Raw genomic sequence first — 11937 nt, forward strand, 5'->3', positions numbered from 1 at the left:
ACATCGCGCCGGGTGGCCTCGCACCACCCGGTCGCGGGTGATTCCCGTACGCCGTGCGTCAGTGCAGCCCGACCTTGAGCAGCACGACGAGCAGACCGACCGCTGCCCCCGCGAGCGCGCAGAGCACCCGGCCGCGGACCTCCATGCCGCCGCGAGCGCCGGCGACGTAGCTGTACACCGTGAGGAGCGCGACGGTCGCGCCCAGCGCGATCCACGCCGCGTTCCGGACCTCCGCGCCGAGCACGAAGGCCGCCAGCAGCACCGCGAGCGGCACCACGGACGCTCCCAGGATCGGGAGCGTCTCCCGGAAGGCGAACCTCAGCGCCGCGAGCGGGTGGTGCCGGTGGGTCAGCGCGCGCCCGAGCGTCACCGCGTGCAGGTGCGCCACCCAGTACACGGCGACGGTTCCCATGATGACCAGGATGAGCCGCCCGATGGTGCCGCCGTGCTCCGTGCCGACGGCGATCGCCGCCGCGCAGACGACCGTCCCGGTGATCGCGCCCTCGCCCCCGCGGATCAGCCCGAGCAGGTCGCGCGGCTCCTCACTCACTGCCGAAGGTCTCCAGCAACGTCGAGCGTTCGGCCGGCGTGAGGTTGGTCGTGATCAGCCGGCTGTCGCGGCCGCGGAAGCGTTCCCCGAGCCGGTCGAGGTCGGCGTCGTCGGTCACTAGGAACAGGGCCGACGTGCCGGGCGTGACCTCGGTGCGGATCCGCTCGAGATCACTCTTGGTGATCCCCGTGCCCTCGGTGACCTTCGCGAGCGCCCCGAGGCTCGCGCCGACGACGGCGCCGACGACCGGGATGGCGAACAGGGCTCCGCCCAGCACGCCCCACAGCGCACCCCAGCCGGCGCCGTGCTTCGGGCCGTCGTGCTTGTGGTGCAGCGTGGGTTCGTCCGCGTCGGGCGGCCAGGTGATCACGGCGTGGTCGACGATCGTCACGAGCCCGTCGCGACTGGCGTCCTTCAGGGTTCCCTCCGCCCTGGTCGCCCCCTCGGGCTCGTCGAACTTCCAGACGGTGAACGTCGTCATGCAACTGCTCCTCTCGATGTCCGCCGCTCGTGCGGCAGGTCTGCTGGACCGTGCTCGTTGCCCTTCGACTGACGCTGCGACCTGCGGACGAAGATCTTGACGACCTCCTCGACGAGCACGAGCGAGGCCGCCAGCCCGATGCAGATGCACCACTGCGTGAACCCCAGCCCTGTGGTCCCGAAGATCCGTGCGAGGAAGTCGAGCGCGGTGATCGCGATGATCGCGAGCACGGCGATGCCGTAGCGCCGCAGCTGGAGCGGGCCGGGCACGGCGTCACGGTCGAAGATCGTGCCGGTCTGGTCGCGGCACAGCAGCGCACCGAACAGGTGCAGGATCGAGAGCGTGGTCAGGAGCATCGTCGAGGCGAGGATCGGGTCGCCCTGCCGGTCGCCGATCTGGTAGGCGACGAGTGCCATGATCGTCATCACGGCGCCCTGCACGCACAGCCGGACCCAGTTGCTGCGCGAGAGGACGGGGTCCGCCACCGGCCGGGGCGGCCGCGACATGAGGCCGCGAGCCTCCTGGTCGAAGCCGAGCGCGATCGCGAGCGGGATGTCGATGACCATGTTGATCCAGAGGATCTGCAGCGGGTTCAGCGGTGCGCCCGCCGCGATGCCGAAGACGCCCGCGCCGATGAAGATCGCGATGTAGGCGACGAGTGTGGACATCTGGAACCGCAGGTACTTCAGCAGGTTGTCGTACAGGGTCCGTCCGTAGCGCACCGCGCCGACGATCGTCGCGAAGTTGTCGTCGGTCAGGATCATCACCGCGGCCTCCTTGGAGACCTCGGTGCCCGTGATGCCCATCGCGACGCCGATGTCCGCGGTCTTGAGCGCGGGTGCGTCGTTGACGCCGTCCCCGGTCATCGCGACGACGTCCGACTTCTCCTTGAGGATCCGCACGAGGCGGACCTTGTCCTCCGGCGCGACACGCGCGACGACGCCGATGCCGTCGATCTCCCGGGTGAGCACCTCGTCGGACATCGCGGCGAACTCGGCCCCGGTGACCGCCCGACCTTCGATGCCGAGCTCTCCGGCGATCGCCGCGGCCGTCGTCGCGTGGTCACCGGTGATCATCCGGACCCGGATGCCGGCGTCGCGGCACTGGGCGATCGCGTCCCGCGCCTCGGGCCGTGGAGGGTCGACGATCCCCACCATCGCGAGGAGCGTGAGCTCGTCGACCAGGCCGATCAGGTCACCGCCGGCTCGGACGGTGTCGGGCGGCAGGTCACGCTGTGCGACCACCATGACCCGCTCGCCCGCGTTGGCGATCGCGTCGTTCGCCTCGAGCGCGAGGTGGCGGTCGTCGTCCGTCAGGGGTGTGAGGCGGCCGTCCGGCTCACGCAGCGTCGTCGACCGCGCGAGCAGCACGTCCGGAGCGCCCTTGACGTAGCAGCGCACCACGGGGCGCCCGTCGTCCGCCGTCACCTCGTGGAACGTCGCCATGAACTTGTACTCGGAGTCGAACGGGACCTCGGCGATGCGCGGGAGCGCGGCGCGGGTCTCGGTGATGTCGAGCCCGCCCTTGGCGCCGAGCACGATGAGCGCGCCCTCGGTCGGGTCCCCGATGAGGTCCTCGCCGGCGAGCACCGCGTCCGCGCACAGCACCATCGGCAGCAGGTACGGGTCGAGGTCGTGCCGCTGGCCGCCGACGTGGCTGATCTCCCCCGCCGTGCTGTACCCCTCGCCGGACACCGTGTACCGGTGCTTCCCCGGGATCACGAGCTCGCGGGCGGTCATCTTGTTCAGCGTGAGCGTCCCGGTCTTGTCGGAGCAGATCGCCGACGTCGACCCGAGCGTCTCGACCGCCGGGAGCCGCTTGACGATGGCGTTGTGCCGTGCGATCTCTCGCGTCCCCATCGACAGCAGGGCGGTCACCACGGCCGGCAGGCCCGTCGGGATCGCGGCCACCGCGAGCGCCACGCCCGTGATGAACAGCGTGTCGAACGACTGGCCCTGCGCGAGCCCCAGCAGGATCACCACCACGAGCGCGATCCCCGCGATCGTGGCGATGATCTTCGACAGCGAGTCGAGCTGGTTCTGCAGCGGCGTCTTGCGGGTCTCGGTGTTCGCCAGCATGTCGGCGATGTGGCCGATCTCGGTCCCCATGCCCGTGGCCGTCACGACGAGCTCGCCGCGCCCTCGGGTGACGGACGTGTTCATGTACGCCATGCAGATCCGGTCGCCGAGCGGCACGTTCGTGCCGGCGACGGGCTCGGAGGTCTTCGCGAGCGGCAGGCTCTCGCCCGTGAGCGCTGCCTCCTCGATCTCGAGGGTGGCCGCCAGGATGACCCGCGCATCCGCGGGCACCCGGTTCCCGGCCTCGACGAGCACGACGTCGCCGGGCACGAGCTGGGACGCGTCGATCTCGATCGCCTGACCGTCGCGTCGTACGCGGGCGATGGTCCGCATCATCTGGGACAGCGCCTGCACGCTCTCCTCCGCCTTCGCCTCCTGGCGGAGCCCGATCACCGCGTTGAAGACCGTGAGCCCGGCGAGCACGACCGTCGTCCCGGTGTCCCCCGTGACGATCTGGTTCACGGCCGCCGCGGCGAGCAGCACGAGCTGCATGAAGTCCTCGTACTGGCGCAGGAACGCCCGCCACCCCGGCTCCTTGCTCCCGGCCGCGAGCACGTTGCCGCCGTACGAGGCGAGACGGCGCTCGGCCTCGGCCGCCGACAGGCCCTGCGCGGGCTCGACCCCCAGACCGGCCGCGACCTCGGCGGCGGTCTGTGATGCCGGATCACCCTGTGCCGCGCCGGCGAGCCGGGTCTCGCTCGTGTCGTTGCTCATGTGCCACTCCCGTCGTGCATCGCGGGGACGCCAGGAAGCGATCGTCGCCACCGGTCGGGTGGTCGCGCCTCACCCGCGCCGGGGTGGGGTCGAACCACCCACCCAGGTGTGAGCGTGGCTGTGACCAACAGGTGACCAACCAGACGACCAACCAGGTGACCACCAGAACCCGGGACGACGTCTCGCCTCAGGAGGACGCGATGACCCAGCTCGACGTAGGACCCATCGACTATCTCGCCGTAGAGCTTCCCGGTGCCCGGCTCGACGGCCGCGGACTGGCCGAGCTCCTCAGCCTCACCGACCGCGGCATCATCCGGATCCTGGACCTCGTCGTCGCCGTCGCGGGCGACGACGGCAGCGCGACCGTGCTCACGATCGCCGACCTGGACGGCGACGGCGAGCTCGACCTCGCGCTGTTCGAGGGCGCCCGATCCGGGTTGCTGGACGACGACGACATCGCTCAGGGCGTCGCCCTCGTCGACCCCGGCGACGCCGTCGCCCTGCTCGTCTACGAGAACACCTGGGCGGGTCCGTTCGTCACCGCGATGCGGGGCGTCGGCGCCGAGGTCATCGCCAGCGGCCGGATCCCGGCCGACACCGTCATCGCCGTGCTCGACGCGCTCGACACGGCGCAGGACTGAGGGAGGAACCGCCATGGGACTCATCGGAGGGATGGCCCGCACAGCTGTGGTCGCCGGGACGGCGACCGCCGTCTCGAACCGCGTCTCGCGCCGGCAGGCCGGACGCTGGGCGGCGTCCGACCAGCAGCAGGTCGAGCACGACTACTACGCGCAGCAGGCTCAGCAGCCCACGTACGCGCCGCCGCCTCCCCCGGCACCGGCCCCGGCCGCGCCGTCGAGCTCGGACGCGCTGATCGACCAGCTCCAGAAGCTCGGCGCCCTGCGCGACCAGGGCATCCTGAGCCCGGCGGAGTTCGAGACCCAGAAGGCGCGGCTGCTGGCAGGCTGACCCGCGCGCGGCCTCACGACGACGACCCCATCCGCGCGGCGGGTGGGGTCGTCGCCTGTCCGGGCCCGTGCGGCCCCTCCCGCCGCCGGGCCCGCGATCGCTCGGTCATTGCCGGGCGGCGTCCTCGGCGAGGTGGACCAGCAGCCGCGCCTGCGCGACGACCATCTTCTCGATCTCGCTCGGATCCACGCTCTCCTCCGACGAGTGGATCCGAGCCCGGGCGACGTCCTCCGGTCCCCACAGCACGAACTCGGCGCCGGGGCACACGTCCTGCAGCGTGCGCAGCAGCGGGATGGAACCGCCCGAGCCCGCCGCCCCGGCCGGCGAGCCGTACGCCTCCGCGAGCGCGGCGCGCGCCGCGTCGTACCCGGGCCCGTCGGTCGCGCAGAGGAAGGGCGGCGCCGCCTTGGTGCGCTCGACCTCGACCTGGGCACCGTGCGGCCCGTGCGACTCGAGGTGGGCGACCAGCGCGTCGAGCTCGTGGGTCGGGTCGGAGCCGGGCACGATCCGCATCGAGATCTTCGCCCGCACCTCCGGCACGAGGACGTTGGACGACGCCGCGATGCTCGTCATGTCGAGGCCGATCGCCGAGACGGACGGCTTGGACCACAGCCGGGCACCGACGCTGCCCGTCCCCGCCAGGCGGACCCCGGGCAGGAGGTCCGCACTCGCCTCGAAGTCCTCGGCGCTCAGGTCGGCACCGATCCACTCACCTCCCGAGACGCCTTCGACGGCGACGTCGCCGTTCTCGTCGTGCATCGTGCCGAGCAGGCGCGCCAGCGCCATCATCGCGTCGGGCGCCGGACCGCCGAACACGCCCGAGTGCAACGGGTGCTCGAGCGTGCGCACGGTCACGATGCAGGCGACGTCGCCGCGCAGCGCCGTGGTCAGCACGGGCTCGCCGACCTCGAGGTTGCCCATGTCGCACACCACGAAGACGTCGCACTGGACGAGCTCCGGGTGCGCGACGACCCACTCCTCGAGGTTGCTCTCGGTCTCCTCCATGCCCTCGAGGACGAGCTTGACCGTGCACGGCGGACGCCCCTCGAAGACCCCCAGGGTGCCGAGATGGACCGCCAGGCCACCCTTGTCGTCGGCCGCTCCTCTGCCGTAGATCCGGCCGTCGTCCTTGCGCGTCGCGGTCCACGGGTCCGAGCTCCAGCCCTGCTCGACCGGCGCGGGCTGCACGTCGTAGTGCGCGTAGAGCACCACAACGGGCGATCCCGGCGGACCGGCGATCTCGCCGTAGATCGGCGGGTAGCCGTGGGGCACGTCCATGAGCTGGGCGTTCGTGAAGCCGACGTCCCGGAACGCCTCGAGCGTCGTGGCGGCCATGGCGTGCACGGGCTCGACCGGGTAGCCCGGGAAGGCCACCGACGGGATGGCCACGAGCCGGCCGAGCTGGTCGACCAGCCCCGGCATGAGTGCAGCTGTCCTGGTCTCGATCTCCGACAGATCCATGGTGGTCTCCTCGTCTACGGGATTCAGGCGACGATCGCGCCGATGGCGGCGCCGACCGCGACGGTGACGACGGACATGATGAGCATGGGGACGAAGAAGCTGTGGTCGAGCAGCTTGCTGCCGAGCTTCGTCGTGCCGCTGTGGTCGAAGTTGGCCGCGGCGATCTGCGTGCCGTTGGCGGGCAGCGTGTAGACGCCGCTGAGCGCGCCCGCCCACATCCCGGTGACCAGGCCGGGCGACAGCCCCGCCGCGAGCCCGATCGGCACGATGGTCCGGGTGGCGGTCGACTGGCTCGTCGTCAGTGCGGCGACGAGGAAGACCGCGAGCGCGAACAGGAACGTCCAGTCGGTGACCCACTCGCCGATCGTGTTGAGGATCTGCTCCTCGTGCGCCGCGATGAACGTCGCCGTGAGCCACGCGATCCCGAAGAGTGCGATGGCCGAGATCATGCCCGCCTTGAACACGGACTGGTCGGGCACCTCGGCGACCTTGGGTCGCCCCAGGAAGAGGATCGCGACGCCCACCGTGAACATCACCATCACGATGGTCGTGGTCATGTCGATCGCGACGCTCTCGCCGTCGACGTCGAACGCCGGCCGCAGGTCGGGGAACAGGCCGAGCAGGACGATGACGAGGACGCCCGCGAAGAACGCGAGGGCCGAGTTCCGGCCCGCCGCCGTGTAGGTGAGGGCCGACGAGGCCGGCGGCGCCTCCCCCGTGTCGCTCGTCGTCGGGGCGACCGCTCCCGTCGGCGGCGCGGTGACCGCGACGGCTTCCGGCGCGGCGAGCTCCCCCGACGCGATCTTGGCCGCGACCTCCGGGTCGTCGTCGAGGTCGAGCCACATCCTGTTGACGACGAGCGAGGTCACGACGATCCCGATGACGCACGCCGGCAGCGTGATCGCCAAGATCTGCGTGAGCCCGAGGTTGTACGGCGCGACGTCGGTCAGCGTGAGCATCGCCGCCATCGCGGCGGACACGGGCGAGGCCGCGAGCGCCATGCCCGACTGCACGACCGTGACGGTCAACGGCCGTGCCGGCCGGATGTGGTTGCGGTAGGACACGTCGTAGATGACCGGCAGCAGCGGGTAGATGATGTTGCTCGTCCCGGCGCCGATCGAGAACACGAATGCCGTCAGCGGCGCGATCAACGTGATCTGGTGCGGTCGCTTCTCGATGACGCGGGCGGCCATCGCCACCATCCAGTCGATCCCGCCGGCCGCCTGCATCAGGGCTGCGGTCGTGACGACGGCGAGGATGATCGCGAGCGCCGCGGCGGGCGGCTCCCCGGGCGGCTCCCGGAACACGAAGACGAGCACCGCCGTGCCGAGTCCGCCCCACAGGCCGACGCCGACACCGCCCGCGCGCGTGCCCATGACGATGCACCCGAGGACCACGACCGCCTCGACGAGGAACTTCACGTTGTCGCCGCTCATCACGTCTCCCCGGGAGTCGCACCGCTTCCTGCGCGGAACGTAACGAGGGGCGGGGTTGGGAGACATCACCCCGCAGCGGGTGGTCGACGGCCGAGCCTCGGGGCCGCAGCCGGCCCGACCACGGATGCAGGCCGAGACATCCCGCGCCGGAGCCTTTCCGGTGACGAGATCGTCGTCGGACGCAGGGGGCCCTTCGACCGGGCTTCGTCGTCCACCGCGCGCACAGAGGCCGGTGGAGAGCGTGACAGACCAGGACGTCCGCACCGAGAAGATCTCGGCCGCGCGCGCGGTCGACACGACGACGGCCCACGGCACGGGCGAAGCGGCGGTCCAGCTCTCGCCGGCGTCACGGTCGACCTCCCGCGCCACGCGTTCACCGCGATCATGGGGCCGTCGGGTTCGGGCAAGAGCACGCTCATGCAGTGCATCGCCGGACTCGACCGGCTCACGTCGGGCCACGCGTTCGTCGGCTCCACCGCACTCGACGGACTGCCGAAGAACGACCCCACGCTGCTGCGGCGCGACAGCGCACGGCTGCCACCACGAAAGCCCTGGTTATCGGCGTGTTCCTCATGACGCTGGTCGCCGTGGTGGGCACCACGGTCAAGGACTCCGCCGTCGGGCAGCTCGCCACGCTCCAGAGCGAGGACTACCTCGTCGTCTCGACCGGCGGCATGACGGGCCTCAGGCGCGGTGTCGTGTCTTCGACCGTGGCTCGGCGGTCCTCTCGCGCTCGTCCCTCGTCGACCGGTATGCCACGCTTGCACGCATTCGCCGCGGCACCAGCGCGGCGGAAGGCATGCAGGTCTCGACCAAGGCAGAGGAGTTCTCGTGCGGGTACAACCTCGAGCATGGATCGGTCTGGTCGTCTGGGCGCTGTACCTGGCCGTCGTCGTCGTGATCCAGGCGAGCAGCGGGATCTCCTACTCGGAGTTCGGCGACTCGGCGGAGAACCTCTGGCGAGGCGCTGTCCTCTCCCTCGCCGTCGGGGCGGTCCTGGTGGCGGTCGTGACGACATGGCTCGGGTGGTGGCGGCCGGCGTTGCGCGAACGACGGCCGACCAAGGCGAGGTGGACGATCATCGCGCCCGCCCTGCTGGTGGTCGCGGTGATCGGCAACCTGGCGGCAACCGACTGGAATGCCGTGGGCACGGACTTCGTCCTCGCGGCGGTCACCTTGGGCGTGCTCGTCGGGTTCAACGAGGAGCTGACCAGCCGCGGTCTGTTCCTGACCGGGCTGCGTTCAAGCACTCGCGAAGTCTGGGTCGCGCTCCTGTCGAGCCTGCTGTTCGGCCTGATGCACGGGGTCAACATCTTCCTGGGGCAGTCAGTCGGCGAGACGGCTGTGCAGGTCGGGCAGGCCTTCCTGCAGGGCCTGGTCTTCTACATCCTGCGCAGAGTCACCGGTTCGCTGATCTGGGCGATGCCCCTGCACGGCGCCTGGGACGTCTCGACCTTCACCGTCGGTCTCGGCGATGCTTCAAGCCCCTTGGGGATCTTCGTGCTGCTTGCTGCGCTCTTCGCGCTGGTCACCTTCCGGTTCGCGGCACGAGACGCCGGCGAGGGCGCCGACCAGCCAGCCCTGCGCCCGGAGAACGCCCCCGGCTGACCACTCGATGACCTGAGCGCGGCGCGCGAGCCCAGGCTCAGGCCTCGATCTCCCCGTGCCGGGCGAGGGCTACCGCCCCCGCGACGGCCAGCACGAAACCGACGACCGCGACGGCGGCCCAGCCGTCCCGCGGTTGGTCGCCGAGGACGAGCACCCCCACGAGCGCCGGCACGACCGTCTCCCCCACCACCAGGGGTGCGGTGGCCTGCGTGACGGACCCTCGTTGCAGCGCGATCGAGTACGTGAGCAGGGCGACGGCGCCGGCGAGGACCATGGCGTAGGTGGCGGGGCTCGAGACCACGACATCCAGGTGCGAAAAGATCGCGGACGGCGTCAGGTCGACCGGCAGCATGCGGGCGGCGATCGACGTCGCCCCGAAGGCGAGGCCGGCGACCGCACCGAGCGCGGCCGCACCTCGCGCTCCGGGGATGCGCGCCAGAGGGATCGCCGCCAGGGCGACGAGCACGGTCGCTGCGAGCAGGATCCAGGCGTCGAGGGACCGCACGACCGCCCGCTCGTCGTCGGCCGCGGACGCACCCACGAGCACGAGGCCCGTCACGACCACGGCGAGCGCGATCTTGTCGGTGGTCGTCAGGCGCATCTTGAGGAACACCGCGCCGAGCACGGCGGTGATGGCAAGGAAGCTCGCCACGATCGACTGCACCACGAACAAGGGAAGCGCCTGGACCGCCACGAGCGAGAGCAGGAAACCCGCACCGTCGAGCCCGACGCCGAGCAGGTAGCGCCACGACTTCAGCAGTCGGACGAGGAGCCGAGGGTCGAGCCCCGCGACGTCCGCGGTACCGCGTGCCGCGACGGCCTGCAGCACCGAGCCCACGCCGTAGCAGACTGCCGCCGCGAAGGCGGTGAGCAGGCCGGCGACCACGAGCCGACGGTATAGGACGAATGCGCAGGATGTCCTCGTGCTGCACACTGGGCCCGTCGGCCCAGCGACGAGGGCCGCAGTCCCGTGGGGAGGGCCGATGGCTTCCGCCGAGCAGGCCGTGCCAGCGCGAGGGCTGCGATGACAGCGGGTCGTCCCGCGCCCCGGTTCGTGCTCGCCGTCGCCGCCGTAGCGGCAGTCCTCTACAGCAACTTCATCCTCGACTGGCTGCTGCGTGGCTTCGAGGGCATGGGCGAGATCGTCAGCGAGCTCGAGTCTCCTGGCGAGCCGAACGCGATGCTGCTGCGCGTCACGGACTGCGTGGCCGCAGGGCTGGTGGTGCTGCTGGCGATCTGGGTGCGCGCACGTCTGCCGGCCGGTGTCTGGCGCGAGGTCTTCTTCTGGTGCACGGCCTTGTTCGCGATCGGCGTCGTCGTGGCGGCCGTGGTCGCCGAGCCGTGCGGGCCCGGCACGGCGTGCGACGCCCCGGCGCAGGTGCGGCAGAGCGACATCCACGGATACGGGAGCGTCGTGTCCGACACGGCGCTCTTCGTCGGCGTCTTCGCGGCGATCCTGTCGACGTGGCGGACCGGCCCCGTGTGGTTCCGACGAGCGGCGTGGTGGCTCCTGGTTCTCGGGGGGATCGTGTCCAGTGCGCTCTTCGGCTGGTTCCACCGCACAAACGACCCGGCGTGGGCCGTCGGCGCCAGTCAGCGCGTGCACATCCTCAGCATCAGCGTCTGGATCATCTTCCTGGGGCTGTACGCGGCCCGAACCGACCACACGGAGGACAGCCTCGAATGACCGAGACGCAACCGGAACGCCGCCTCGAGCTGCACCACGGGTCCGACGACCGCTGGCCCGACAGGTTCGCGGCCGTCATGTTCGCGTTCGCGATCTTCGCTGCCGTCGTCGCCGTCGTCCCCCCGTGGCGCTCCTACTTCGACAAGGCCGACGACGCGGTCTCGATGCTGAGCATCCCGATGGTCCCCAGCTTCGTCTACGTGACGCTGCTCTTCGTCATCGCCGTGGCGCTACGCCGTCGGCTGCGGGCGGCGTGGTGGGTGCTGGTCGTGTGGTGGTTGATCCTCCCGGCGCTGGGACGTCTCGACACCATCGCCGCCGGTGAGCACCTGATCCTGGCGTCCATCGGCCTCGTCGTCCTCGTCGCCGCCCTCGTGCTCGCCGTACGGGTGCGGCACCAGTTCGTCGCCCGCCGCGTGCCGGGCAGCTTTTGGACGGCACTGGCGGTGTTCCTGGGTGGCGGTGCGGTGATCCTGTTCGGCGGCGCGGCTCTCGTCGTGGGCTTCGGGGACGCCGACGACTACGGCCAGGCGCTGCGCTACGTGTTCGGCGACATGCTCACAGACCTCGGCCGCGTGGGTTTGCACGGCGACGCCTCGGCGCCGTGGTGGGTCGCGGTGATCGTCGGGGTGCTCGGCACCGTCGTCATCGTCGTTGCCGCGACCATCCTCTTCCGACCTCCGCAGGGCAGCCGCACCCTCGCGGTCTCCGACGAGGCCCGGGTGCGGGCGATGCTTCGTGATCACGGCGAGCACGACTCGCTCGGTTACTTCGCGACGCGACGAGACAAGAGCGTCGTGTGGGACACGGGTGAGGCAGCGACCGCGCGGGCAGGCGTCTCCTATCGCGTGATCGGCTCGGTGAGCCTGGCCAGCGGCAACCCGATCGGCGACCCTCTGCACTGGCCGGTCGCGATCCAGGAGTGGCGCCGACTGGCGCGCGACAGCGGGTTG

12 protein-coding genes are annotated in these 11937 nt (G+C 71.1%); 6 read left to right on the forward strand and 6 right to left on the reverse strand.

What is annotated here, in order from left to right; translation table 11 throughout:
* Positions 1-58: 58 nt before the first annotated feature.
* Genes D1825_RS10885 through D1825_RS10895 form a run of 3 tightly spaced genes read right to left on the reverse strand, consistent with a single transcriptional unit; the run spans position 59 to position 3823 of the window.
* Positions 59-550 (reverse strand): hypothetical protein, encoded by a 492-nt coding sequence (locus D1825_RS10885; protein WP_118767446.1) that lies wholly within the window; start codon positions 548-550, stop codon positions 59-61.
* Positions 543-1031 (reverse strand): DUF1269 domain-containing protein, encoded by a 489-nt coding sequence (locus tag D1825_RS10890; protein ID WP_118767447.1) that lies wholly within the window; start codon positions 1029-1031, stop codon positions 543-545. Before D1825_RS10890 ends, D1825_RS10885 begins: the two co-directional genes overlap by 8 nt.
* Complete coding sequence (locus D1825_RS10895; RefSeq protein ID WP_118767448.1) at positions 1028-3823, reverse strand: cation-translocating P-type ATPase; 2796 nt, start codon at positions 3821-3823, stop codon at positions 1028-1030. The genes D1825_RS10890 and D1825_RS10895 overlap by 4 nt, the downstream gene beginning before the upstream one ends.
* A 200-nt stretch (positions 3824-4023) precedes the next feature.
* On the opposite strand from D1825_RS10895, the gene D1825_RS10900 reads away from it, so the two are divergent.
* Complete coding sequence (locus D1825_RS10900) at positions 4024-4464, forward strand: DUF6325 family protein (RefSeq protein WP_118767460.1); 441 nt, start codon at positions 4024-4026, stop codon at positions 4462-4464.
* Between the two features lie 13 nt (positions 4465-4477).
* Complete coding sequence (locus D1825_RS10905) at positions 4478-4792, forward strand: SHOCT domain-containing protein (protein WP_118767449.1); 315 nt, start codon at positions 4478-4480, stop codon at positions 4790-4792.
* A 105-nt stretch (positions 4793-4897) separates the two neighbouring features.
* Here the strand turns inward: D1825_RS10905 and D1825_RS10910 are convergent, their stop codons facing one another.
* A complete protein-coding gene (locus D1825_RS10910) occupies positions 4898-6253 on the reverse strand; it encodes a M20/M25/M40 family metallo-hydrolase (protein WP_118767450.1) in 1356 nt (451 codons plus the stop codon).
* A gap of 23 nt (positions 6254-6276) precedes the next feature.
* Positions 6277-7689, reverse strand: a complete 1413-nt coding sequence (locus D1825_RS10915) for an anaerobic C4-dicarboxylate transporter family protein (RefSeq protein ID WP_118767451.1) — start codon at positions 7687-7689, stop codon at positions 6277-6279.
* A gap of 168 nt (positions 7690-7857) precedes the next feature.
* Here D1825_RS10915 and D1825_RS18810 point away from each other — a divergent pair, with 168 nt between their 5' ends.
* The gene (locus D1825_RS18810; RefSeq protein WP_407643324.1) at positions 7858-8265 is read left to right on the forward strand and encodes an ATP-binding cassette domain-containing protein; all 408 of its coding nucleotides are present in this window, start codon (positions 7858-7860) and stop codon (positions 8263-8265) included.
* 255 nt (positions 8266-8520) lie between these two features.
* On the forward strand, positions 8521-9297 hold the full coding sequence (locus tag D1825_RS10925; protein ID WP_158580719.1) for a CPBP family intramembrane glutamic endopeptidase: 777 nt from the start codon (positions 8521-8523) through the stop codon (positions 9295-9297).
* A 37-nt stretch (positions 9298-9334) separates the two neighbouring features.
* Here the strand turns inward: D1825_RS10925 and D1825_RS10930 are convergent, their stop codons facing one another.
* On the reverse strand, positions 9335-10183 hold the full coding sequence (locus D1825_RS10930; protein ID WP_118767453.1) for a hypothetical protein: 849 nt from the start codon (positions 10181-10183) through the stop codon (positions 9335-9337).
* A 138-nt stretch (positions 10184-10321) separates the two neighbouring features.
* Between D1825_RS10930 and D1825_RS10935 the strand changes: the two genes are divergently transcribed.
* Together D1825_RS10935 and D1825_RS10940 are read left to right on the forward strand one after the other, a co-directional pair.
* Positions 10322-10984 (forward strand): DUF998 domain-containing protein, encoded by a 663-nt coding sequence (locus D1825_RS10935; RefSeq protein WP_118767454.1) that lies wholly within the window; start codon positions 10322-10324, stop codon positions 10982-10984.
* Positions 10981-11937: phosphatidylglycerol lysyltransferase domain-containing protein (locus D1825_RS10940; protein WP_118767455.1), on the forward strand; the 957-nt coding region annotated here is incomplete at its 3' end. The genes D1825_RS10935 and D1825_RS10940, both read left to right, overlap by 4 nt.

Origin of the sequence: Cellulomonas rhizosphaerae, from assembly GCF_003470205.1 — a bacterium.
Lineage (GTDB): Bacteria > Actinomycetota > Actinomycetes > Actinomycetales > Cellulomonadaceae > Cellulomonas > Cellulomonas rhizosphaerae.

What these genes read in the sequence shown, in the direction of transcription:
- D1825_RS10890 (WP_118767447.1), bottom strand. Translation starts at nt 1,031, where the DNA reads ATGACGACGTTCACCGTCTGGAAGTTCGACGAGCCCGAGGGGGCGACC.
- D1825_RS10895 (WP_118767448.1), bottom strand. Translation starts at nt 3,823, where the DNA reads ATGAGCAACGACACGAGCGAGACCCGGCTCGCCGGCGCGGCACAGGGT.
- D1825_RS10900 (WP_118767460.1), top strand. Translation starts at nt 4,024, where the DNA reads ATGACCCAGCTCGACGTAGGACCCATCGACTATCTCGCCGTAGAGCTT.
- D1825_RS10905 (WP_118767449.1), top strand. Translation starts at nt 4,478, where the DNA reads ATGGGACTCATCGGAGGGATGGCCCGCACAGCTGTGGTCGCCGGGACG.
- D1825_RS10910 (WP_118767450.1), bottom strand. Translation starts at nt 6,253, where the DNA reads ATGGATCTGTCGGAGATCGAGACCAGGACAGCTGCACTCATGCCGGGG.
- D1825_RS10915 (WP_118767451.1), bottom strand. Translation starts at nt 7,689, where the DNA reads ATGAGCGGCGACAACGTGAAGTTCCTCGTCGAGGCGGTCGTGGTCCTC.
- D1825_RS10935 (WP_118767454.1), top strand. Translation starts at nt 10,322, where the DNA reads ATGACAGCGGGTCGTCCCGCGCCCCGGTTCGTGCTCGCCGTCGCCGCC.